This is a genomic window from Nitrosopumilaceae archaeon AB1(1), assembly GCA_033471095.1.
In the GTDB taxonomy this organism is placed as follows: Archaea; Thermoproteota; Nitrososphaeria; order Nitrososphaerales; family Nitrosopumilaceae; genus Nitrosoabyssus; species Nitrosoabyssus spongiisocia.
On record CP136752.1, the window covers coordinates 1,035,980 to 1,058,802 of the forward strand.

General features: G+C 34.9%; 31 protein-coding genes. 18 read left to right on the forward strand and 13 right to left on the reverse strand.

The window, feature by feature from the left end; all coding sequences use genetic code 11:
* Positions 1-95 precede the first annotated feature (95 nt).
* Positions 96-1,448: a phosphoribosylglycinamide synthetase C domain-containing protein gene (locus R1F52_06105; GenBank protein ID WOV92681.1), complete on the forward strand. Its 1,353-nt coding sequence runs from the start codon at positions 96-98 to the stop codon at positions 1,446-1,448.
* A gap of 174 nt (positions 1,449-1,622) precedes the next feature.
* On the opposite strand, the gene R1F52_06110 is transcribed toward R1F52_06105, so the two are convergent.
* From R1F52_06110 to R1F52_06120, 3 genes are read right to left on the reverse strand one after another with little or no spacing between them, the layout of a single operon-like run.
* Positions 1,623-2,141, reverse strand: a complete 519-nt coding sequence (locus tag R1F52_06110) for a hypothetical protein (protein WOV92682.1) — start codon at positions 2,139-2,141, stop codon at positions 1,623-1,625.
* A 2-nt stretch (positions 2,142-2,143) separates the two neighbouring features.
* Positions 2,144-2,593 (reverse strand): hypothetical protein, encoded by a 450-nt coding sequence (locus R1F52_06115; protein WOV92683.1) that lies wholly within the window; start codon positions 2,591-2,593, stop codon positions 2,144-2,146.
* A 6-nt stretch (positions 2,594-2,599) separates the two neighbouring features.
* Positions 2,600-2,857, reverse strand: coding sequence for a hypothetical protein (locus R1F52_06120; protein ID WOV92684.1), 258 nt, complete (start codon positions 2,855-2,857; stop codon positions 2,600-2,602).
* A 491-nt stretch (positions 2,858-3,348) separates the two neighbouring features.
* Here R1F52_06120 and R1F52_06125 point away from each other — a divergent pair, with 491 nt between their 5' ends.
* Genes R1F52_06125 through R1F52_06135 form a run of 3 tightly spaced genes read left to right on the forward strand, consistent with a single transcriptional unit; the run spans position 3,349 to position 4,049 of the window.
* Entirely contained in the window at positions 3,349-3,480 is a 132-nt protein-coding gene (locus R1F52_06125; protein ID WOV92685.1) for a transposase, read from the forward strand.
* Positions 3,474-3,659, forward strand: a complete 186-nt coding sequence (locus R1F52_06130; GenBank protein ID WOV92686.1) for a hypothetical protein — start codon at positions 3,474-3,476, stop codon at positions 3,657-3,659. The genes R1F52_06125 and R1F52_06130 overlap by 7 nt, the downstream gene beginning before the upstream one ends.
* A 24-nt stretch (positions 3,660-3,683) precedes the next feature.
* Positions 3,684-4,049, forward strand: a complete 366-nt coding sequence (locus tag R1F52_06135) for a DDE-type integrase/transposase/recombinase (GenBank protein ID WOV92687.1) — start codon at positions 3,684-3,686, stop codon at positions 4,047-4,049.
* Positions 4,050-4,117: 68 nt separating this feature from the next.
* Here the strand turns inward: R1F52_06135 and R1F52_06140 are convergent, their stop codons facing one another.
* The gene (locus tag R1F52_06140; GenBank protein WOV92688.1) at positions 4,118-4,264 is read right to left on the reverse strand and encodes a hypothetical protein; all 147 of its coding nucleotides are present in this window, start codon (positions 4,262-4,264) and stop codon (positions 4,118-4,120) included.
* 133 nt (positions 4,265-4,397) lie between these two features.
* Between R1F52_06140 and R1F52_06145 the strand changes: the two genes are divergently transcribed.
* Positions 4,398-4,715: a hypothetical protein gene (locus R1F52_06145; protein ID WOV92689.1), complete on the forward strand. Its 318-nt coding sequence runs from the start codon at positions 4,398-4,400 to the stop codon at positions 4,713-4,715.
* A 45-nt stretch (positions 4,716-4,760) separates the two neighbouring features.
* Here the strand turns inward: R1F52_06145 and R1F52_06150 are convergent, their stop codons facing one another.
* Entirely contained in the window at positions 4,761-5,312 is a 552-nt protein-coding gene (locus R1F52_06150) for a hypothetical protein (protein ID WOV92690.1), read from the reverse strand.
* A gap of 96 nt (positions 5,313-5,408) precedes the next feature.
* Here R1F52_06150 and aspS point away from each other — a divergent pair, with 96 nt between their 5' ends.
* The 5 genes from aspS (at position 5,409) to R1F52_06175 (ending at position 10,874) form a co-directional block, all read left to right on the forward strand.
* Positions 5,409-6,710, forward strand: coding sequence for an aspartate--tRNA(Asn) ligase (gene aspS / locus R1F52_06155; protein ID WOV92691.1), 1,302 nt, complete (start codon positions 5,409-5,411; stop codon positions 6,708-6,710).
* Between the two features lie 5 nt (positions 6,711-6,715).
* The gene (locus tag R1F52_06160) at positions 6,716-6,982 is read left to right on the forward strand and encodes a hypothetical protein (GenBank protein WOV92692.1); all 267 of its coding nucleotides are present in this window, start codon (positions 6,716-6,718) and stop codon (positions 6,980-6,982) included.
* Positions 6,979-8,421, forward strand: a complete 1,443-nt coding sequence (gatA, locus tag R1F52_06165) for an Asp-tRNA(Asn)/Glu-tRNA(Gln) amidotransferase subunit GatA (GenBank protein ID WOV92693.1) — start codon at positions 6,979-6,981, stop codon at positions 8,419-8,421. Before R1F52_06160 ends, gatA begins: the two co-directional genes overlap by 4 nt.
* Positions 8,418-9,821, forward strand: a complete 1,404-nt coding sequence (gatB, locus tag R1F52_06170; GenBank protein WOV92694.1) for an Asp-tRNA(Asn)/Glu-tRNA(Gln) amidotransferase subunit GatB — start codon at positions 8,418-8,420, stop codon at positions 9,819-9,821. Before gatA ends, gatB begins: the two co-directional genes overlap by 4 nt.
* Before the next feature lie 336 nt (positions 9,822-10,157).
* Positions 10,158-10,874 carry a DUF3800 domain-containing protein gene (locus R1F52_06175; GenBank protein ID WOV92695.1) on the forward strand — a complete coding sequence of 239 codons (717 nt, stop codon included), beginning with the start codon at positions 10,158-10,160 and terminating at the stop codon, positions 10,872-10,874.
* A gap of 594 nt (positions 10,875-11,468) precedes the next feature.
* On the opposite strand, the gene R1F52_06180 is transcribed toward R1F52_06175, so the two are convergent.
* From R1F52_06180 to R1F52_06205, 6 genes are all read right to left on the reverse strand, one after another.
* On the reverse strand, positions 11,469-11,696 hold the full coding sequence (locus R1F52_06180; protein ID WOV92696.1) for a hypothetical protein: 228 nt from the start codon (positions 11,694-11,696) through the stop codon (positions 11,469-11,471).
* A 150-nt stretch (positions 11,697-11,846) separates the two neighbouring features.
* Positions 11,847-11,969 (reverse strand): hypothetical protein, encoded by a 123-nt coding sequence (locus R1F52_06185; protein ID WOV92697.1) that lies wholly within the window; start codon positions 11,967-11,969, stop codon positions 11,847-11,849.
* Between the two features lie 95 nt (positions 11,970-12,064).
* On the reverse strand, positions 12,065-12,217 hold the full coding sequence (locus tag R1F52_06190; protein WOV92698.1) for a hypothetical protein: 153 nt from the start codon (positions 12,215-12,217) through the stop codon (positions 12,065-12,067).
* A gap of 6 nt (positions 12,218-12,223) precedes the next feature.
* On the reverse strand, positions 12,224-12,589 hold the full coding sequence (locus tag R1F52_06195) for a hypothetical protein (protein ID WOV92699.1): 366 nt from the start codon (positions 12,587-12,589) through the stop codon (positions 12,224-12,226).
* Entirely contained in the window at positions 12,579-13,034 is a 456-nt protein-coding gene (locus tag R1F52_06200) for a hypothetical protein (GenBank protein WOV92700.1), read from the reverse strand. Before R1F52_06200 ends, R1F52_06195 begins: the two co-directional genes overlap by 11 nt.
* A gap of 209 nt (positions 13,035-13,243) precedes the next feature.
* Positions 13,244-13,405, reverse strand: coding sequence for a hypothetical protein (locus tag R1F52_06205; protein WOV92701.1), 162 nt, complete (start codon positions 13,403-13,405; stop codon positions 13,244-13,246).
* A gap of 652 nt (positions 13,406-14,057) precedes the next feature.
* Between R1F52_06205 and R1F52_06210 the strand changes: the two genes are divergently transcribed.
* The 7 genes from R1F52_06210 (at position 14,058) to R1F52_06240 (ending at position 20,003) form a co-directional block, all read left to right on the forward strand.
* Positions 14,058-15,404, forward strand: a complete 1,347-nt coding sequence (locus R1F52_06210; protein WOV92702.1) for a chorismate-binding protein — start codon at positions 14,058-14,060, stop codon at positions 15,402-15,404.
* Entirely contained in the window at positions 15,401-15,991 is a 591-nt protein-coding gene (locus R1F52_06215; GenBank protein WOV92703.1) for an aminodeoxychorismate/anthranilate synthase component II, read from the forward strand. Before R1F52_06210 ends, R1F52_06215 begins: the two co-directional genes overlap by 4 nt.
* On the forward strand, positions 15,988-17,019 hold the full coding sequence (gene trpD / locus R1F52_06220; protein WOV92704.1) for an anthranilate phosphoribosyltransferase: 1,032 nt from the start codon (positions 15,988-15,990) through the stop codon (positions 17,017-17,019). Before R1F52_06215 ends, trpD begins: the two co-directional genes overlap by 4 nt.
* Positions 17,020-17,127: 108 nt before the next feature.
* Positions 17,128-17,790 carry an indole-3-glycerol-phosphate synthase gene (locus tag R1F52_06225; GenBank protein WOV93876.1) on the forward strand — a complete coding sequence of 221 codons (663 nt, stop codon included), beginning with the start codon at positions 17,128-17,130 and terminating at the stop codon, positions 17,788-17,790.
* Positions 17,787-18,956, forward strand: coding sequence for a tryptophan synthase subunit beta (gene trpB / locus R1F52_06230; protein WOV92705.1), 1,170 nt, complete (start codon positions 17,787-17,789; stop codon positions 18,954-18,956). Before R1F52_06225 ends, trpB begins: the two co-directional genes overlap by 4 nt.
* Positions 18,943-19,740: a tryptophan synthase subunit alpha gene (gene trpA / locus R1F52_06235; protein ID WOV92706.1), complete on the forward strand. Its 798-nt coding sequence runs from the start codon at positions 18,943-18,945 to the stop codon at positions 19,738-19,740. Before trpB ends, trpA begins: the two co-directional genes overlap by 14 nt.
* A gap of 62 nt (positions 19,741-19,802) precedes the next feature.
* Complete coding sequence (locus R1F52_06240; GenBank protein WOV92707.1) at positions 19,803-20,003, forward strand: hypothetical protein; 201 nt, start codon at positions 19,803-19,805, stop codon at positions 20,001-20,003.
* Here the strand turns inward: R1F52_06240 and ilvD are convergent.
* Both ilvD and R1F52_06250 read right to left on the reverse strand, forming a co-directional pair.
* Positions 19,987-21,657, reverse strand: a complete 1,671-nt coding sequence (gene ilvD, locus R1F52_06245) for a dihydroxy-acid dehydratase (protein ID WOV92708.1) — start codon at positions 21,655-21,657, stop codon at positions 19,987-19,989. The two genes, R1F52_06240 and ilvD, sit on opposite strands and share 17 nt — an antisense overlap.
* 52 nt (positions 21,658-21,709) lie before the next feature.
* The gene (locus tag R1F52_06250; GenBank protein WOV92709.1) at positions 21,710-22,306 is read right to left on the reverse strand and encodes a protein-disulfide isomerase; all 597 of its coding nucleotides are present in this window, start codon (positions 22,304-22,306) and stop codon (positions 21,710-21,712) included.
* Positions 22,307-22,512: 206 nt separating this feature from the next.
* Between R1F52_06250 and R1F52_06255 the strand changes: the two genes are divergently transcribed.
* Positions 22,513-22,821, forward strand: a complete 309-nt coding sequence (locus tag R1F52_06255; protein ID WOV93877.1) for an HIT family protein — start codon at positions 22,513-22,515, stop codon at positions 22,819-22,821.
* Positions 22,822-22,823 lie beyond the last annotated feature (2 nt).

Consider the following 22,823-nt stretch of genomic DNA (forward strand, 5'->3'; position numbering starts at 1 on the left):
TAATTATTGGAAATTTTGAATTAGTGTAAATCTGCCCAGTTTACACAATGTAATACCAACATATATTTTTAAGAATCCAAAAAACACTCATTATTATGGTCAGAGATAAATTTCTCATTGTAGGAAGCGGAGGACGTGAAAGCGCCTTTGCTCAAAGACTTGTAAAAGAAAACATACAGTTGTATGCAGTTATCAGTCACAAAAACCCACTCATCACACACTGTGTTGAAGAATCAGGTGGGACGTACTTGGTTGCTGATTCTAGTGACCCATGTGTAGTTTTGAATTTTGTAAAAGAGCATGCCATTGATTATACTTTTGTGAGTGCCGACCAGCCCTTGGCTAATGGTGTTGTTGATATTTTACTGGAAAATAATTTTAAAGCCATTGGNGGGAACAAAAAAGCGACACGCATTGAATGGGATAAAATCTATTCCATCCAAATGATGCAAAAAGTATGTCCAGAATTTACACCTTTTTACAAGATTATTTCAAATACTGACTCTTTAAAAGATGCGATATCTGAATTTGAATCAAAAGGGCTTGACATAGTAGTAAAGCCACAGGGGCTCACCGGTGGTAAAGGTGTAAAGGTAATGCCTGAGCATTTATCGACATATCAGGATTGCATTAATTATGCTTCTTCTCTTCTCAAGAAAACAGACCGAGATGAAAAAGTTTTGCTGATCGAAAAACTGCAAGGCATAGAGTTTACCATTATGGGGATTACTGATGGCAAACACCTCATAGTCTCCCCTGCAACTTACGACTATCCATTTCGACATGAGGATGACATGGGGGCAGGAACCGGAGGTATGGGATGCTTTACTGATTCAGATGGGAAACTCCCGTTTATGAGCGACAAGGATTTGGATGATTGTAAACTCATAATGCAGAGAATCATTGATGAAATAAAATCAAAAAATCTACTATTCAATGGTGTTCTGAATGGTGGGTTTTTCAAAACACAAAATGGTATAAAGTTTATGGAATTTAATGGACGCTTTGGTGATCCTGAAGGGTTGAATATTCTCAGTATTCTTGACGAATCTTTCTCTAAATTAATAATACATCTTTGGAACAAGACACTATCTGAAGATGCTATCTCTTTTCTCAAAAAAGCTAGTGTTACCAAATATTTAGTTGCAAAAGAATATCCGGATGAGAGTAGTGATATAATTTCTTTCACTATAAATGAAAAAGCCATAACTGACCTTGGTGTAAAGATATTCTTTGCATCCTGCATCAAAACAGGACCACACATGTATGAGACCTTGAAGAAATCACGAGTTGTTGCATTTAGTGTTGTTTCAGATACCATTGAGGATGCCTCATCTCGAATAAACAAGGCTATTGACACACACGTCAAAGGTAAATTAGAGTACCGACGCGATATTGGCTCTGAAAAGAGTCTGAAAAAATTAAAAAGAATCATGGGGAGGTGGTAAAAAATAATACAATAAATATGTCCACATTAATTACACATTAAATTATTATATCATTCCAATTCAACTCTTTTTGAAACACTATTAAATTACGGGTTCTGTGTAGTTAGTGGGTTTTTTTAAGATTAGTTGAATTATATGGTGTTAGATATGAACTGATATTATTACAATTTTACATTACGCAGAATTCCCTTCCTCTTTATTCTTCTTCATATACTCCTCCAGTTCTACATATTGAAGGTCATCATCACCCAAAAATGATAAAACCTTGACTAATGTTTGTCTATGTATTAATAAATGAATTATTGTAGGAAGCATGCCACTCATAATTATTATTACCGAAATAAAAAAACTATAATTAAATTCTTCAATAAGTAAAGCAATACCATATGCAAACATGATGCCTATTCCACAGATTGTTATCAACATATGCTTGTATTTGTAATCTATTACACCTTTTTCTAATCTAATTATATCAACATGATACAATCTAATTTTTTCAACATTTTCATCGGTGTTTATAATTTTTAATTCAGTACCCTCATAAAGTAAGTTTAAACGCCATCGTACATTCTTTGTTATCTCATCATAATTAGACACCACACGATTATCAAGTGCTAGAAGTATACCTAAGACAGTTATACCCGCTGCCAATAATTCAAATATGCCGTGACTTAAAAAATGAGACTCTACCATGATTATTCAAATAGCTTCTTTTTAATCACACTGTTAGTCGTATACTCAGGATAACGCTCATAAACAAATTTCAGTAATTTGTCATTCGTTTCATGTGATTGGTAAACTTGTAATAATTCCTTTATTTTAATTTGTTCAGTAAAATCTATTAATAGTTTAGAAAATTCACTACGACCTTTAATGGTCAAAGAATATCTTGTTACAATATTAGCGAATGTTTCTTCAACTAGTTTACCCTTAATTAAACGCTGATCCTTTGACTCATAATATTTAATATCTTCAGCGAGTTTTTCGCTATATGGCCCATAAAAATATGGTTTCCAATCTGTATAATGTGGTGTATTCTTAAATAATATCTTATCACACAGAAATGCCATTTTTTGTATACGCGTAATAGTTCTTATTTCGTTCATTGTTCCTAACAATAAAATTAGAAATTTATTTGATGTCATGATAAATTAAACCTCGTTTTTGAGTTCAACTGAAACTTTAGATCTAGACACATTATTTATTATATCATAACATTTTTTTATTTCAACGCTCAAATCTTTTTGTTGAGATTGAAGTACTGACAATCGAGAACCATATGCTTTGATAATTGCTTTAGGATCATTAGTTTGACCACAGTAAGAGTTTACCATTTTTTGAGTATCTTTATCATAATAAGAAAGATAAAAATATGATTTATTGTTTATTACTCTAGTTATTACTTCCATACCTATTGTTTAATTTTATCTTCACATAAAGATTACTTTTTTACTATTAATAATAGTAATATTAATATTGCCTTTTACTATATTTGATAGTAATAATGATGAATCGTAGACAGCAAAACGCTCAACTAATGATACAATAACACCGTGCAGAAATGTACGAACTCGGTAAGTATAGAGTTAGATCACAACACGATTCAAACATATGGTATAATGTTTATTCTTCAAAATTTAGCCTGAGGTGTACTTGTCCTGATCATACGTTCAAGGGATCTGACTGTAAGCACATTCACGTTATCAAAACTAGAATAATGCAAAACAGTTTCTCAAAGAAATTCAAAATAATGAATAGAGATGATTTCAAACTATGCAAATATTGTGATTCAGGCAATTTCATAAAAAGAGGAATTAGAAAAAATAAAACATGTAATATTCAAAAATAACAATGTAAAGATTGTACAAAACGATTTGCTCTAAACGTTGGTTTTGAAGCCATGCGTTATGATGATACTGTAATTAATGGTGCTTTACAGATGTATTTTTCAGGTATGAGTGTAAGAAAAATAGCCGATCACTATGAGATGTTGGGAACTGATGTATCATACAAAACGATCTATAATTGGTAGTAAAATATTCTAAATCCATATCTAAATATCTAAAAAATATAACACCTAGATTATCAACTTGGGTTAGAGCAGATGAAGTATGGGTGAATGTTAGTGGAAAACAAAAATATCTATTTGTCTCAATTTGTGATGATACTAGATTTTGGATTGCCAAAGATTTAGCAGATACTAAATTTTAACATAATGCGGATCATTTATTAGAAATGACTAAACAGGTTGCAGGGAATAAAAACCCTAAACACTTCATTACAGATGGACTTCCTACATACATGAAATCAAGTAAGAAAGTATTTGGTAAAAAGACTTTACACACTAGACACATACATCTTAAAGGCGATAAACAAAATAACAAAATGAAACGATTCAATGGATCATTCAGAGATAGAGAACAAACATTTAGAGGTTTGAAGAAAAAAGACAGTTCTGTTATTGATGGTTATCACATATATTATAATTTCACTAGAAAACATTTGGCTCTTAACGGGTTAACTCCTAGTGAATCGGTAGGAATCATCATAGATAGTAAGAATAAGTGGAAAGTGTTAATCCAAAATGCTTCCATAAAATAATAATTTAACTTTTTGAACTTACCAATTTATAATGTTATGAGAAAACTATGATTTCGCTGTAATTCGTGTCAATTAACAAGTTCACAACCACAATCTACACATGTTCTGGTTGGAAGTTGTCCGATCATTTCATTATTTTCAAATACATCAACAAATCCATCATTTGTTATAGAGTGTCTCCTTAAATCATGACCACACCTTGTACACTCTGTCATAAATGACTAAATATCAAAATATAATATAATTCCTAATACCACACACTAACGCAACAACCTGAATAAGACCCACTAACTACACAGAACCAAATCTCGAACTTTTTATATACCCGTTATAAATTATTAGTAATTGATGAATAAATCGTCAAAACCTAAAATAATTTTATTATCAGCAATAATTATCGCAGTATTTCTTGTAGTAATTTTTACATCTATTAACCCTCAGTGTGATTTTGAGTGCCTCATCGGAGGTGGAATGTCTACTGGACCCTCAGAACTATCACCATACAAATCTCCCTGTCGTTCCGGATACTCTCTCATAGGGGATGTTTGTGAACCTACCCCGGAAGGTTACGTTGAGACGAGAAATCCATGTGAGATGGCAGTTGACTCGATGGAAGCTGCAGGTGTATCTCAAAATTATGCTGAAGAATTTGACAAATGCAGATAATTTAAAACAGTGTGTGATGTTGTAAATTATGTTTTTGTTAAAATGTTAAATTGTATTTATATACTTCCATAAATAAATGGAACCTACTGTCGTTATTACAAACAACATTGGTTTCCATGCAAACACTGGCATACTAGGAGTCTTTAACATTATTTTATAATTATCGAATATTGTGTGTACATATTTTTTTATTCTATTATTCCATATTTGATAATCTATCTGATGTTTCTTTAGTAAATCTTCTATCTCATAAATTACTGGAGTTCTTTGTGAGAATAAATGTTGTAAATAATCTCTTGATACCTCAACTTCAGCTTGTATTGCTACCATGCCCTTTTTCAAGTCAAATAATCGCACATGCATCTCCCACGGTTTTTTCATTTTCAGTGACCAACCATGACCAATCTGTGATGGCAAGATGTGTTCGAATTTTACAGTAGTCATACCCTCTTTGACAAATATGCGTTTTATTTCATCAATGCTATTTCTTACTATTAGAAATAATGTCTCCACTTCTGCCTTTGAATCAATGGTAATATTACCATGATTTCCATCTGTAAACTTTAAATTTTTAGGATATTTAGTTAGATACTCCACACTTTGGCAAATTCTACTCTACTATTTAAATGAGGATAACCCTGTAGTCATCTACACACATATAAAAAATAATATACATACACTTGTTTACTATTTTTGTTGAACGCATTATCAAACTCTCGTAGAACACACTATTCAGATGAATTATTCTCTGCTACAGGTGCTGTGACTGTTATGGGTTGGGTCGTCAGCGTACGGGGTCATGGGAATATCTCTTTTTTAACACTAAAAGATAAAAATGGAACCATTCAAATAGTTTGTAAAAAAGATTCATGCTCTGCGGATTTATTTGAAAAATTATCTACACTCAAAGTACATACCTCGGTTGGAATTGTAGGTACAGTTGTAAAATCCCCCAAAGCTCCCAACGGTATAGAACTAGTACCTCAAGACGTTTTAATCTTTTCAGAATCCAAAAAAATTCCACCCTTTGAACCGTTTGCTCAGGATATCAAAAATATAGATACTAGACTAGAGGTGCGCTCTATAAATCTCCGACGTAATGTACTACTAGACATCTTTAACATACGTAGTCTGGTTTTGAAAAACATACGCAACTATTTTTACGATCAACAATTTATAGAGACTAATACCCCAAAGATAATATCTAGTGCAACAGAGGGTGGTTCTGCATTATTTTCTATATTTTATTACAACAAACCTGCATTCCTTGCACAGAGTCCACAACTTTACAAGGAACAACTTGTAATGAGTTTTGAGAAAGTCTTTGAAATTGCACCAATATTTAGAGCCGAGGCATCTAGGACAAACAGACATCTATCTGAGGCAATATCTATTGATCTTGAAGAGGCGTATGTTGATTACAATAATATCATGGTTAGAGTAGAGGGTATAATACGCACATCTGCTGATGCTGTTAATCTATATCTCAAGGCTAATTCTGAGTCAAAGATTGCCCCCGTTGTAATACCTGATATCATCCCTCGATACTCTTACACAGAGTTGATTGACAAGATTCGCACTAGTGGAAAAACACTAGAGTTTGGAGATAATCTATATCCTTCTCTTTTACAAAAGATTGGGTTGAAAGGTTTCTATTTTATCAAAGATTGGCCACTTGGTCCAAAACCTTTCTATGTTAAGAGTAGTGATTCGGATGAAAATATCTCTGAATCCTTTGATTTGATGTATGGTGATCTTGAATTGTCTTCTGGCAGCTCTAGGATATTTGATTCAGATGAATTGAAACAACGAATGACAAACAAGGGGTTAAAGACTGAATCATTTCAGTATCATTTATCTGCGTTTGATTTTGGTGTGCCACCACACGCTGGCTGTGGAATTGGTCTTGAGCGATTACTAATGGCACTTACAAATACTACTAATATCAGAGATGTAACACTATACCCTAGGGATGTTGACAGACTTACTCCGTGATAGATATGATTACCACTGAAGAAATTAAACGTGTTGCAAATTTGATGAAGATTGACATAGATGATTACGACGCCCACCTTGAAAAAATCCAAAAGATGATCTCTTATTTTGATACACTTGATGATGCTAATGTATCTCATGTTAACCTTGATCTTGTAGATGTTGATTTTGATAAATTACGTGATGATATATTTATTTCACATAATACTGATATGAGAGAATCAATTAAAACACTAGAGAATGGATTTGTACGTGCCCCAAAGATGATATGATGAATCTTGACATCTCAATTTCACAATACATCTCTGATGTTATTAATGGTGAATTTACCTCTGAGGAATTTGTATCACAAACCATGGATGAAATTAAGCGACGTGATGACACACTACACGCATATGTGCATATTTATGATGATATAATTAATCATGCAAAAAAGATAAATCGTAAAATTCAATCCGGTACAGCAGGCAAGTGTCTGGGATTACCAATATCAATTAAAGATAACATCTGTGTTCAGAACAACCCTGTAACCTGTGGCTCTAAAATTCTCAAAGACTATATCGCGCCCTATGATGCTACTGTGATTAGTCGATTGAAAAATGAAGATGCTACACTTGTTGGTGGTCCAAACATGGATGAATTTGCAATGGGAATCACAACTGAGTTTAGCGCTTATGGTCCTAGTAAAAATCCGTGGAATATTGATTGTGTCCCTGGTGGCTCCTCTGGGGGTTGTGCAGTTGCTGTAAGTGCAAATATGTGTTTAGCATCTTTGGGTTCAGATACCGGTGGCTCTGTAAGGAACCCTGCGAGTTTTTGCTCCATTGTAGGGTATAAACCGACATATGGTCTGATTAGTAGATTCGGTCTTGTATCATATGCCAATAGTATTGAGCAGATCGGTCCTATGACTAGGACAGTTGATGATACAGCGTTTCTACTTGAAATTATTTCTGGCCATGACAGTAATGATAACACCACGATAGGCTTTGAATCTGAGAATTATTTGGATGGGATTGATCTTGGAGTTGAGGGCAAAAAGTTTGGAATAATAAATAATGATTCAAGTTTAAAGTTTGATAAAGAAGTGGAATCTGCAACCTCTGAGGCAGTATCGGGTCTAGAGAATATGGGGGCAATCTCTAGCGATGTTAATATTGACATGCTAAAATACTCTGTCGCTGCCTATTACACCATTACATCTACTGAAGCTGCTAGTAATCTTGCAAGATTTGATAATATTCGATATGGTTATGATTTTGACTCTAGAGGGTTTGAGTTTAATTCCTATATTTCACAGGCAAGAAAACAGTTTGGACCCGAAGTCACACGACGAATGATTCTAGGTGGATTTGTACCCTCTGCCGGACACGCAGGAAAATATTTCCTCAAGGCACTCAAGGTAAAAACAGCACTAATTCAAGAGACTGAGCAAATTTTTAAAGACGTAGATTTTCTAATATCTCCAACGGTTCCAATTTTGCCATTTCGTATTGGGGCAAAAATTGATAATCCAATTGCATTATTTTCAATTGATTTGACCACTGTTCTTGCAAACTTGAGTGGATGCCCTGCAATATCAGTACCGTTTGCGCTATCTGCAGACTCTCTTCCAATTGGAATACAAATTATGGCGCCACACGGTAAAGACAAATCTCTACTATGTGCTGCAAAAGCTCTTGAAAAAATTTCAAAGGTGAATAAATCATGACAAAGATTGGTCTGGAGATTCACTGCCAACTTACTAGTCTGAATAGTAAATTATTTTGCCCCTGCAGTTCTGAGTATCTGAATTTCACTGCAAATATGAATACTTGCCCCATCTGTCTTGGACATCCTGGCACATTACCACTACTCAATAAAGAGGCGATAAAATTTGCCATCTCTATTGCCCAATCTCTACACTGCAAGATACCGGAAAAGATTGCATTTTTTCGTAAAAATTATTTTTATCCAAATCTGCCAAAAAATTATCAAATTACCCAACTCAATGTCTACGGTGATACTAGCATTGGTGTTGATGGCAGTATAGACATTGACGGCAAGATACGAATTACTCGTATACAATTAGAAGAAGACCCTGGCAGACTGGTATATGAGGGGGCGTCTGAGAACACCAAAGTCCCAATGGTCGATTATAACAGATCTGGTATTGCACTAGTTGAAATTGTAACTGAGCCTGATTTTAAGAGCCCAGCACAAACACGGCAATTTTTAAACACATTATCTGAAATTTTAAAAAATCTCCAAGTCTCTGATCCTACTTTGGAAGGTGCCATGCGTGTAGATGGAAATGTGTCAGTTCCTGGCGGTGCCAAAGTTGAAATCAAAAATGTCGGCTCTTTTCATGAATTAGAGAAGGCATTAAATTATGAAATTACTCGACAGAACACTTTGATTGGTAATGATAATAAAATTGATCAAGAGACTCGTCACTGGGATGATCGCAGGAAAATTACTATACCTTCTCGCTCCAAAGAGCTTGATCTTGATTATCGCTATTTTCTTGAGAATGACATTCCGTGGGTTGTTTTGAGTAAGAAATTACTTGATGATATTAAAAAGATGACTCCTGAAAACTTTGAGACGCGACGCGAACGCTACATTCAAGAATATGGGATTAACTCTCAAGTATCTAACATACTTGTCACTGAAAGATATTTTTATGAATTATTTGATGAGGCGTGCACTCCTCAGAACGCCAAAGACTTGGCAAATCTTATCACCACTGACTTGATGGGATTATTGAATAGCAAAGAGGCACAAGGCAACTCTAAACTAACACCTGCCCATTTGGCCTCTCTATTAACCGCACTTGAGCGCAAAGATATTACGAGACCTTCTGCCAAAAAAGCAATATCTGTAATGATTGAACAGGGTACAGACTTGGATGATATAATTTCAAATTTGAATCTGGGTGGGACCATTCAGGACGATTCCATTGAAAAAATAATTAATGATATATTGAAACGGCAACCAGAGATTAAAGACTCTGTGATTAATAATCCTCAGGCCATAAATTTTCTAGTTGGTAAAGTCATGAAGGAGTCTAACGGCAAAGCAAATCCGACAACTATACTACTTTTGATAAAGAAGATTCTAAAAGTATGATTTGTGTACTGATGTGATATCCTATGTGGAATTTACTGTGTTAGTATAGATGTAATGGTATCTGATTTTTTGACTTGATGTCTAAAATTATTGAATATTATATATGAATTAGAAAAAGTAATGCTTGAAATTATTGGACTGGTTTATAAATCTAAATTTCAAATCTATACTGTGTCTAACATCTATTAATTTGACAATGTGTTAGAAGAAATAGTCATAGATAATTAGACAGAGTATGGAAATAGTGTATAGTAAGTGGTGCACTATGATATCATAGATGGATCCATCTCTTGCAAATGTACAAATAAATTAATAACATTACCAAATATTCTTACTATGTATATAATGTATGTAGATGATTCAGGTACAACTAGTTATAAAGATCAGTCAGAATTGTATATCTTATCAGGAGTTATTGTCCATAAAAATAACGTTAAACACATAAAGAATGCTATTTGTCAATATAAAATAGATAATTTTGTTGAGAAATATATTGATGCAGAAATTCACACACATGATATTTTCAAAAGCAGAGAAGAATTTACCAACATAAGTAAGGAAATAAAATATAATCTCTTGGATAAATTATATGACACCATTGCCAATATGAACATTACAACTATTTCGGTGATTATTCGTAAAGAATTATTTAAAAATGAATATCCTACATGGGATATTTTCAATACAACTTTGATATATCTTGTTGAAAGATATGACAAATACATAGAATGTAGTGATAAAACAGATGAAGGGGGAATAATAAAAATTGATAAAAGTACAAGTAAGCAACAAAAAGTTGCATTTGACACTGTAAATGGTTTGAGAAAAAGAGGTTCTATTTGGCAAGATATAAATCACATAATTAAAAATCCGATATTTGTAAATTCTGCAGGGGTAGAAGGAATACAAATTGCAGATGCCATAGCATACTGTACATTTAAGCACAAAACTGGTACTGAAAAATTTAACCCATACTGGAATAAAATTTATAATAAATTTAGAAAAGGAGAACAAAACAAGGTAAATGGTTTTGGAATCAAAGAATTTCCTTAGCAAAAATAATCAAGAATACGTAACGAGGAACCCCCCATTTAACATATTCTCTCATAGTGCGACCCGCACTACTTACTAGTATGTAGTTATTCATACCTATAAAGTTACATCTAGTTTCATTTGAAATTCATGCCTACTTTTTAAAACTTTTTCAGTTACTAGGTATAGGATTTAAATACGCAGTGTAAAAATCTTGAAAGTGAAACAAATAATTAATATGTTTAAAAAACTTGTTTGAAATTTAATATAAAATGAAATAAAATTTTGAATCTAACTCAAAACATATTCATATTTTTAATATACAAAATTGTAGATATAAAAGAACTATTTTTATTTTGATTTAACCAAGTCTACAGTTATAATTTCATAAGTGAATATGATTTAATTTAGAGAATCGTTTTAATTCTATTCTAAACTTAGAACATTTGTATCATTTTAGGAACAAAAATTATGAAATGTGTCTAATGTTGAAGTGTATGCATACAGGTGCTGTGAAGGTATCGAGGGATCGTGTAAAATTTAGATATAGGAACATATGTTAATATTAATATGTTAAACTTTATACCCATATTTTTTCAACAAAAACAAATACTCCTATGAGGTTATTCGAATATAGTCCATTTCTGTATCTTCACTACTACTTTGTAAAGTTTTGATTTTTATCTCAAAGTTATCATCTAGATATCTTGAGATGTTTATAGATTCAGATTCCCAGACATCTGTATTCTGACTGTTATCTGCACCCCACTTTGCAATTTCAGTCCAACTTCCATTATACACCTCAATGGATAGGTATTCACCTCTATCCAATGAACTATCCACAAATTGTGACACCTCTAGAGTTGCAGATCGAGAGAGGACAAGTCAATGGTCTCGCTAGTTCAGGATGCATTTAATATCAGAGTTGTTTGCAGCAATAAAGCTAGTTTCACCTTTTGGTAAATCCTCACCCCAGGAAGAGACAACACTCCATCAATCATAACCGGATTTTGACCAATTGTCTAAATCATCAAAGTTGTCCTCAAATGATAAAGATGTTGGGGGTCTTATACAAAAGATACACATCTGCCCCGGTAGTATCATTTGGATCATCATTTACAATATTTTCAATATAATAGAGTCCAGACTCGAAAGTTCTTGTGCAAGCATCATTTCCATTTACAAAATGAAGAGTAGTAAAACTACCATTACTAGAGAGGTTTTCTATCTACTGCACACACCATTAAATCATAAACACTTGTTTCACTGTCAGGATCATAAGGTGAATTGATATTAGTTATTGTTCCATGTAAAGCAAAAGTTGGAGAGGTGGATGCATAGGCCTTTGGTAGTATTGAATCCAAGAAAGATTATTTTTCTAAATCTGAATCTTCAGTAGATGTTGAATTTGCAAGGAGTTCTTTGAGCATAACAAGTATCTCATGTATCACATCATCATCATCATATCCCATTTGTTCTATTTCTTCACTAATTAGTTCTATTTGTTCTCTAATTTGATCATCTGTTATTATCACAACTACAGAGTTATCTACCACTTCATTTGGATCTTCATCACGTGTAGAATGATTAGAATAATCACCTTGTGGAGGAGAACCTTGTCTTTGTGGAGGATATAATCTGTCAAAATCTTCTTTGAGTAGTGTTTCTTCTGCACCAATAACTAATCGAATTGTATCAGTATCAGTTAGACCGATGCCATAGATTTCAGACTTCACCCTCTTTTACAGCTCTTATAGTCCAATTCATGGTTAATATTTCATTTGGTTGTAAATCATGTGGTATTGGTTCTATGCTAAAATATCCACTATAATTAGTTGATTGAATATTTGATGGGAGATTTAGAACTTCAAAGTGTTCACTTAAAGACACACCACCAACAAAAATTGATGCTTGAGCAGATGATCCTGAAGTATTATTAGCAACTAAGACAACTTCAGCTGTTTCCCCTAATGTGGGGAGATTAGAAAGTGTGAGAGTTAAAACACCCATCCCAGCATAACTTGAAAATGATGAAGTGATGGGTTCATCGTTAGATGTAACTGGAATACCTTCTGTCTCCACTCTATCAGAGACAGAAATGGATTCTTCTAAAGCGATAACTGCAGTTACAGTGATTATAGATAGTGTAATTATTGCAATGAATATTGGTTTATTTTTCAACAACATCATAATATGAAATTACTTTGTTATAAACAGAATCCAAAATATTTATAGTGAATAAACTCATCTCAATATTTATTTTTTTAAATTTAATTATTTTTTAAACTAATCATAAAATATTAATTAAAATACTATGACCAATAATCAGGTTTTATAAGGATACTATATTTACATTTAGTACATACAGATATTATAAAATCATCAACATGTTAACCCGTTTCTAAACCAGCTCCGAAACCACTAACACCAATATTCTGTTTATAATTATTAAATTTATCATTAGCACAATAAAAATAATTGGTAGATGGATTGATGTTTGACAATTTATCCAAGATCTCAACATTTTCTCTGAATAGTAATTGCAGTAACAAACTCATAGGTTCATTAATTGATTTTATTTTCTCTAAATTTATAATCAAGTAAAAATTAATTTATAATCAACATGTTTTTCTTCTTTCATCTCTTTTAATTTTGTAATATAATTTCAGAGTATATTGTTGAAGATAAGAAACTCCATTTGAAACAAAAAAATGCACTAGGCGCATCTTCACAATATATAGAAAGAGATACCGAGGAAGACTTTACAAACGACTTGACGAATCTATTACTTCTCATCTCATAAACAGATTAGACGAATTGGAAGAATTTTCAAAAACTGTAAGATATGTAGAGATAGATTTAAAGATGGTAAAAAAAATGTGTGTGGTAGAATTGACACTTGTATGGATAAGGCTCAAATCTGATATATTAATCATTTTTTGAACGCCCAGAAAATAAAAAACGTTTCAAAATCTGCGTTGATTAAAAAAGGAATTAGGCAACATAGGCTAATGATGTGAATTCATAGATTTTGAAATTCATGGTTCAAAATTCCACCACTCTAACTGAACACCCTTGTGAAACCATACGAGTTTTGAAGAATCATCTATGATGATACATAATTATCCCTCGATAATTTCACAGAATCTACATACATTATGTTTTTATAGCAATTTTTAATTATAAAATTATGGGTGAATACCTTTGGCCAACCCCCACATATTATTCACATCAGCTGATGCCGATCGTTTTGAACTGTACCAAAGTATCTCTCCGAATTACTCTCACTCCTTTCTCTTCGAATCACTAAGTGGTCCAGGATCACTTGCTGAAATTAGTATAATGGGTTTTGATCCAAAAATTGTGGTTTCGTGTTATGCTGATCATATGATTATGCGTAATCGTGATGGAACTAGTCAAACCATACATACTGACGATCCACTAGTTGAAATTCGTAAACTACTTGCTGACAATACACTACAGAAGCAAAGTAATCATCGATACCTTGGTGGAGCAGTTGGAGTCATAAATTATGAGGCAATCTCATTATTCGGCGATGTTGTGTCTTCTCATAAAAATCAAGAGCCATTGTTAGAATTTGGAATTTATGACGATGGTATAATTTATGATAAAAAATTAGACAAACCATTTTATTTTTATTATTCTGATAATAGGTTTGATAAATTTAAAAAAACTAAATCTGCTACTACTAAATTCTCCGTATCTGACATTACACCAAACATGAATAAAGATACATTTGAGAAGATGGTGACAAAGGCCAAAGACTACATCTACGCCGGTGACATATTCCAAGTGGTGTTGTCTAGAAGGCACTCATTCAAAGTACGAGGGGATCATATGCAAGTGTATGATACCATGAGGAGAATTAACCCCTCTCCATACATGTATCATCTTAAAAATGACTCTAGGACAATACTTGGTGCATCACCTGAAATGCTTGTACGAATTACAGATGACACAGTTGAGACATTCCCTATTGCAGGAACACGAGCAGTAACAGGTGATCATATCACTGATGAATCCTCTGCAAATAATATGTTACATGATGAAAAAGAACTTGCAGAACATACCATGCTAGTTGATTTGGGACGAAATGATATAGGCAAAGTATGCAAATATGGAACAGTGAAAATACCTAGTATGATGTCAATTAAAAAATTTAGTCATGTTCAGCACATGGTCACACATGTGATGGGAACAATATCTTCAAAATTTGACATGTATGACGCATTCAAATCAATTTTTCCTGCAGGTACAGTCTCTGGTTCTCCTAAAATACGTGCTATGGAAATAATTGACGAGTTGGAACCACAAACACGTGGTCCATACGCCGGAGCTATTGGATATTTTTCATATACTGGGTGCTGTGACTTTGCAATTGCAATACGAAGTATGTTTTTAAACAAGGATGATGGATATGTTCAAGCCGGTGCCGGTATTGTGTCAGATTCCGTACCTGAAAATGAATTTCAAGAGACCATAAATAAAGTTGAGGCGATGCTACAGTCTTTGAGGGAGGCGAGTCTATGAAATTTTTAATCATAGATAATTACGACTCTTTTGTGTACAATGTTGCTCAATATTTAGGAGATTTGGGTGTAGAATCTGATGTTATTAGGAATGATGCCATCACACTGCAACAAATCAAACAAGGAAATTATGATGCCATAGTGATATCCCCCGGTCCTGGAACTCCTACAAACAAGCGATATTTTGGAATATGTCTTGATGTGATAAAGGAATTGGGTCCGACAAAACCAATTTTAGGAATTTGTCTTGGACATCAGGGAATTATTCATGCGTATGGTGGCAAAGTTACCAATGCTGCATGTGTACGACATGGAAAAACAAGTATGATTGAATATACCCCTGATGTACTATTCTGCGATATCCCAAATCCCTTCTCTGCCACTAGGTATCATTCACTTGTGGGTGAGAAAACCACCATACCTGATTGTATTGATGTGACTGCTATTGCATGTGATGACAGTGAAGTTATGGCTATTCATCACAAAGAATATCCTATTTATGGTGTACAATTTCATCCTGAATCCATAATGACTCCACAAGGTAAAAAAATCTTGGAGAATTTTATAAAACTGGTGAAGAATAGATGACTGAAAAATTCTCATCCATATTAAAAGACAAACATGATCTCACATACAATCAAGCCGTCAAAGCTATGAATAATATTCTACAAGGAAAGAATACAACATCTCAAAATGTGGATTTCATGACAAATCTCTATGCCAAGGGTGAAACAGATGCTGAGATACTTGGGATGCTAGACTCTATAGACTCTTTCTGTGTTCCGGTTCCTCTGAAAGATAATTCTGTTATTGACATGTGTGGTACAGGCGGTGATGGACTGAACACGTTTAACATATCTACTGCTGCATCCTTTGTAGCTGCTAGCGCAGGTGCTATTGTTGCAAAACATGGAAATCGCTCTAGCAGTTATGCTGGAAGTGCAGATATCTTTGAGTGGTTAAATTATAATCTATCTGGGAATGCCTTGTATGTTTCTGATTTCCTACAAGAGACACATTTGTGCTTTATGTTTGCACCCACATTTCACTCTTCCATGAAACATGTAGCCATTGCAAGACGTCAAATCCCTCATAGAACCATCTTTAACATACTAGGACCGTTGTGCAATCCTGCAAGAGTAAAGAATCAAGTGATTGGAGTCTCGGCAGAAAAATATCTACACTCTCTTCCCCCACTATTAATTAATCGTGGAGCGAATCGAATCATGACTATAATATCATCTAACGGTATGGATGAATTATCATCTTGTGACACTGGTAAGATTTCGTTTCAAACACGCGACTCTAAAACTAATCAGGATATCATTCCTGAAAACTTGGGTCTGAGACGATCCACTCTGAGCGAATTGAGTGTGACTTCCTTCACTGACGCAATCTCTAAATTTATCAATGGTGTTAAAGGTACAGGGACTAGGGGGATGACTGACACTATAACTCTTAATGCTGCAGCCGGTCTTGCTGTCTCGGGAATTGCTAGTAATATACAAGAGGGTCTGGATTTGGCATTAGATGTAATGAATAGTGGAAAATCTGAAAAACTTCTTTTAGATTTTATGAAAAAAACAGGCTGTAAACAAAAGTTGGATGTCACATGACTGGCATACTCAGCTACACTAGTTGAAAATTCTAAAAAAGCAATTGATGATAATATTTATCGTATTGATGAGCATCTGACAAAATCATCACAAAACATTTTAGAAATAATTCAATCCAGTGATTACCCTGTATTAATTACTGAGATTAAATTTGCATCTCCGTCTAGAGGCACTCTTCGACAGAGTCAGAATCCTACTGAGATTGCAAAATTAATGATTCAGGGAGGAGCTAGTGCAATATCTGTCCTCACACAACCTCATCTGTTTAATGGATCACCAGAGTATTTCATCAAAGTAAGACAGGCTGTAAATGCTCCATTACTCATGAAGGATATCATTATTAATAGAGTACAAATTGACGCTGCACACAAAATGGGGGCAGACATAATACTACTCATTCAGGGCATATTTGACTCAAATCTTGTATCAGGACAAGACGATTTAATTAATTATGCTCATAGTTTGGGATTACTAGTATTACTTGAGGTACACACAGAACAAGAGTTGAATCGTGCATCTAAGACTGGAACTGATTTAATTGGAATTAATAATCGTAATCTTGATAATATGTTAATAGACTTGAATACTAGTTGTAAATTGTTGAAAAACTTTGAGAAATCATGTCCCATAATATCTGAAAGTGGTATTGAGTCTTCCTCTGATATACTACAGTTACGTCAATGCGGCTCTGACGCATTTCTTGTCGGCTCTAGTATAATGATTAGTAATGATATACAAGCAAGTGTTGAGAGATTGGTGAAATCATTTTGAAAGGTAAATTTGGAAAATTCGGTGGACAGTTTGTTCCTGAAACTCTGCTTCCTGCACTTGATGAACTTGAGAGAGGATTTAACAAACATTGGGGTGACAAGAAATTTCAAAAAGAGTTTAATTATTATTTAACACAGTATGCAGGACGCCCCACACCATTATACCTTGCAAAAAACCTTACTGACAAAGTCGGCGGTGCTCGAATATATCTAAAACGTGAAGATCTACTACACGGAGGAGCTCACAAGATAAACAATGCTATCGGTCAAGCACTATTAGTGAAAAAGATGAATAAAAAACGTATCATTGCTGAAACCGGTGCAGGACAGCATGGTGTAGCAACTGCTATGGCATGCTCTGCGCTCAAACTGCCCTGTCTTGTCTACATGGGGTATGAGGATACGCAGAGACAACGACTAAATGTTTATCGTATGGAACTTTTAGGCTCCAAGGTACAATCTGTCAAGATTGGTTCGCAGACACTAAAAGACGCAATCAATGAGGCTATTCGTGATTGGATTGCAAATATTACTAATACACATTATTTGTTGGGTTCTGCTGTGGGACCACATCCGTATCCGACAATGGTGAGAAATTTCCAAAGTGTGATCGGCAAAGAAATCAAATCTCAAATGAAAAAGAATAATAAATCTATTGATGGTGTAGTTGCATGTGTTGGTGGAGGATCAAATGCAATTGGTACATTTTACCCCCTGTTAAATTCTAGTGCAAAAATGTTTGGTGTAGAGGCTGCAGGTAGTGGTCTGAAGACTGGACTCCACTCTGCGACACTTTCTTTTGGAACTCCTGGAATTTTACATGGAATGTTGACATACTTGCTTCAGGACTCTGCCGGTCAGGTATCTACTACTCATAGTATAGCTGCAGGTCTTGACTATCCTGCGGTAGGACCACAACACGCTCAGTTTAAAGAGTCAGGACGTGTAAAGTATGTCGCTGTAAAAGACAAGGATGCGTTAAATGCGTTCATTACTTTATCGCGCACAGAGGGCATAATTCCTGCACTCGAGTCTGCTCATGCTGTAGCCGAAGGAATCAAGATCGCATCTAACATGAAGAGATCCGAGTCTGTAGTGATTACTCTGTCCGGACGTGGTGACAAGGATGTGGATTTGGTACGAGGTATTTTTCATGACAAAAATTGACTCTGTATTCTCACAGGCACGACAAAAGAACACCAAGGTTCTTGTAACCTATGTGATGGCCGGATTTCCAAATACTCGCTCTACAATCTCTGCAGTAAAAGGCATGCTCAAAGGGGGAGCAGACATTATTGAATTAGGATTCCCATTCTCTGATCCTCTAGCCGACGGTCCTGTAATTCAAAACGCAAGTCTGACATCTATCAACTCTGGATTTTCTTTGAATAAATTTTTCGACATGGTACGTGCAATTAGAAAATTCACTGACGTTCCTCTAGTACTAATGACATACTCTAACATCTTTTACAAAAATGGATTTGAAAAAACAATTAGTCGTGCAGCGAGAGCAGGAATTGATGGATTCATAATTCCAGATTTGCCTATTGAGGAATCTGATCTTTATTTGAAAACTGCAAAAAAATTCAAATGTGACACAATATTTCTAATCTCACCAAACACACCTGCAACTCGAATAAAAAAAATTGCAAAATTATCTACTGGATTTTTATATATGGTGGCAGTCTATGGTACTACTGGAATTAGAAAAAATATACCAAAGTATACGCCAAAGGCAATAGCACATGCTTGTAAAATATCTTTTAATATAATTCCGCTTGGAGTTGGATTTGGAATTCGTACTCCCTCTGATGCGTCAAGGTACGTCTCATTTGGTGCTGATGCTATAATAATTGGTAGCGCACTTGTAAAATTAACTCAAAAAACTCCTGCAAATATGATAGAGCATACCATGACTCGTTTCATACGTGGATTTAGAAAATCCTTATGAATTGTACATTAATGTACCATAAAGTACGGTACTTTTAAATAACCGTTATTCTATGCATCAGCATGACTCGTTATATATCTGAGGTAATACAGATTAATCCGCTACCAATTCGTCAAGGTCAGTCTTTTGGCATGACAAAGACAATGTCGCTTAAATGTCATGTATGTGGTATGGGTGTAAATGATGGTCACACTTTAACCCCAGTCTCTCACCTAGATGATCTGATATTTCTCTGTGATATGCATCCTAAACTGGTTGTGTAGTGGCACCTTTATCTGCTGAATTTACCAGTGCTGCATATTTTGCAAGAGCTCCGGTTGTATAGTTTGGTTTAGGACATGTCCAATTTTTACGTCTCTTCTCCAACTCTTCTTGCAGTACATGCAAATCTAAAGAATTATTTGTTATGTTTATACTAATTTTATCTCCATTTTTAATTAATGCTATTGGACCGCCATTAAATGCTTCAGGGGATACATGCCCTACCATAAACCCACGTGTGCCACCAGAAAATCGTCCGTCTGTTACCATTGCAACTTTTTTACCTAATCCTTGTCCAACAATCGCAGCTGTCGTTGCCAACATCTCTCTCATACCGGGACCTCCACGTGGTCCTTCATATCTGATAACAATGACACTACCCTCTTCAATCTCACCTTTTGATGCTGCGTCAAACGCAAACTCTTCTCTGTCAAATACAACTGCACTACCTGTAAATTCTGTCATGTCTACACCTGCTGTCTTTATCACAGCTCCCTTTGGAGCAAGAGAACCGTGTAAAATCACAGCTGTGCCTTGTGGGTGTAATGGATTGTCAATATTTCTTACAATTTTTGTTTCTGTCTCTTGAATGTTCATGCTCTCTAGATTCTCTTTAATCGTTTTACCTGTGACAGTGATACAATTACCATGGATTAATCCCTTTGATAATAGTCGTTTTAGCACTAGGGGAATTCCTCCAATACTATCAAGTGAGTTCATTACATAATTGCCACCTGGTTTCATATCTGCCAAATGTGGTGTCTTTCTTCGTATACGCTCAAAATCATCATACGTTAATTCTATTCCTGATTCATGTGCCAATGCCAACAAGTGTAGAATTGCATTAGTAGAACCGCCAATTGCATTGAGGATGGTAATTGCATTCTCAAATGCCTCAAAACTCAAAATGTCGTGTGGCTTTATACCATTTGTAATTAAATTAGCAACTGCAAAACCAGATTCGTACACCATTTTATCTCGTCTGCTATCTTGTGCTGGTGGACTAGAACTTCCAGGTAATGCAAGACCTATTGTCTCGGAAATTGATGCCATTGTATTTGCCGTAAACATTCCACCACAAGATCCCTCTGCAGGACATGCGGTATTTTCAATATCTTTCAACTCTTCTAATGTGATCTTTCCTGAATCAAATGATCCTACTGCCTCATACACATCAACTATGGTCAACTCTTTGTCTTGTAACATTCCTGGCATTATTGTACCACCATAAACAAATACAGATGGTAGGTTTAATCGTGCCATTGCCATCATAGTTCCTGGGAGGCTTTTATCACATCCTGCGATTCCAACCAACCCATCATACTGATGTGCTCTCATCATAATTTCTATGGAATCTGCAATAATTTCACGTGATATCAATGATGATTTCATTCCTTCATGCCCCATTGCTATTCCATCACTTACCGCTATTGTTGAGAATATCCTCGGTGTTAGACCTGAATTTGTCACTCCCTGTTTTGCACTCTGTGCTAGTTGTGGTAGATGGATATTACAAGGTGTAGACTCGTTTCCAGTATGACATACACCCACAAATAATTTCTCTAGATCATCGTCTGTCAGACCCATAGCTTTGTACATTGCTCTGTGTGGGGCACGAGATACTCCCTGCACCACATTTCTACTTGATATTGACATACTAGAGAGAATTTGTATACCTATAATTTAGTCTTAATGATAATGAATAATTCTAACTGAGTATTGGCTGAGCATCAAGCAACGTCAATTGTTCGTTGATCTGCTCTTCTGTATCCCCACCATATGATATTAGAATTCTATCATTTTCTTGAATTACGTACTCTGTTATGTCTGGGACTAGTTTATGATTTATGTAAAATTTTAACGAGTAATCATCATTGGTACAAAACTGTTTACCATCTGGGAATATGAAACATTCCTTGTCAAGTCCAATGCTTAATGAATTGAATAGATATGCCAAATCTACGCCTGATGCGTGTCTGTGTACTGTTGCGCCATCTTGACGCTCAAAGTGTATCCATGTTGTCTTTACTTGAAATGCAGGTGATGCATAATCAAATCTATCCCCGTGTATCATGGTAAGCATTGATGCGTGTTCGTGTTCATCTCCAAGTGATCCGGCGTTGGGAGGTGCACCTATTGCTGTTCCCTCTGTTGTAACAAAAATGTATGATGCATACACAACTATACTTGCTACTATGGCCAGTACGCCTAATGCCATTAGTGTATTTTTTTTCTTTTGGTGTTGCTGTTTGGATGCAAAGGTTTCACGCTTTACTACTCTCTCCTCTCTTCTTTTCTTACCCAATCTTCATAACCTATAATGTGAATCGAATTCATCTTGTTTTATAAATCAAGACGTAAAGAGCGTGGATACATACAAAATATCTAATACTATCTAGTGTTATGATTCTGTATATGGCATGTATCTTTTGTGATATCTTGAGTGCAAAGGCCGAATCTAGTATTATTTATCGTGACGATACACACTGTGCGTTTCTTGATTGATATCCAATAGATGTAGGTCACTGTCTAGTCATCCCAATTCATCATCATGAAATGATTACAGATATGACTCCTAAGGATGTGGGAGAATTATTTGCGTTGGTATCTGTACTTGGAAAGAAAATAATATCCGTTACCGGCGCTAGTGGTTTTAACGTTGCTCAAAATAATGGTCGTGTTGCACGACAGATAGTTCCACATGTTCATGTACATCTGATTCCACGATATGCAAGCACAGGAGCTGTTTGGACAAAAAGAACTATAGGGAATCGAGCAGAGTTGGATATGTTGGCAGATAAAATAAAGTTGTCATTGTAATT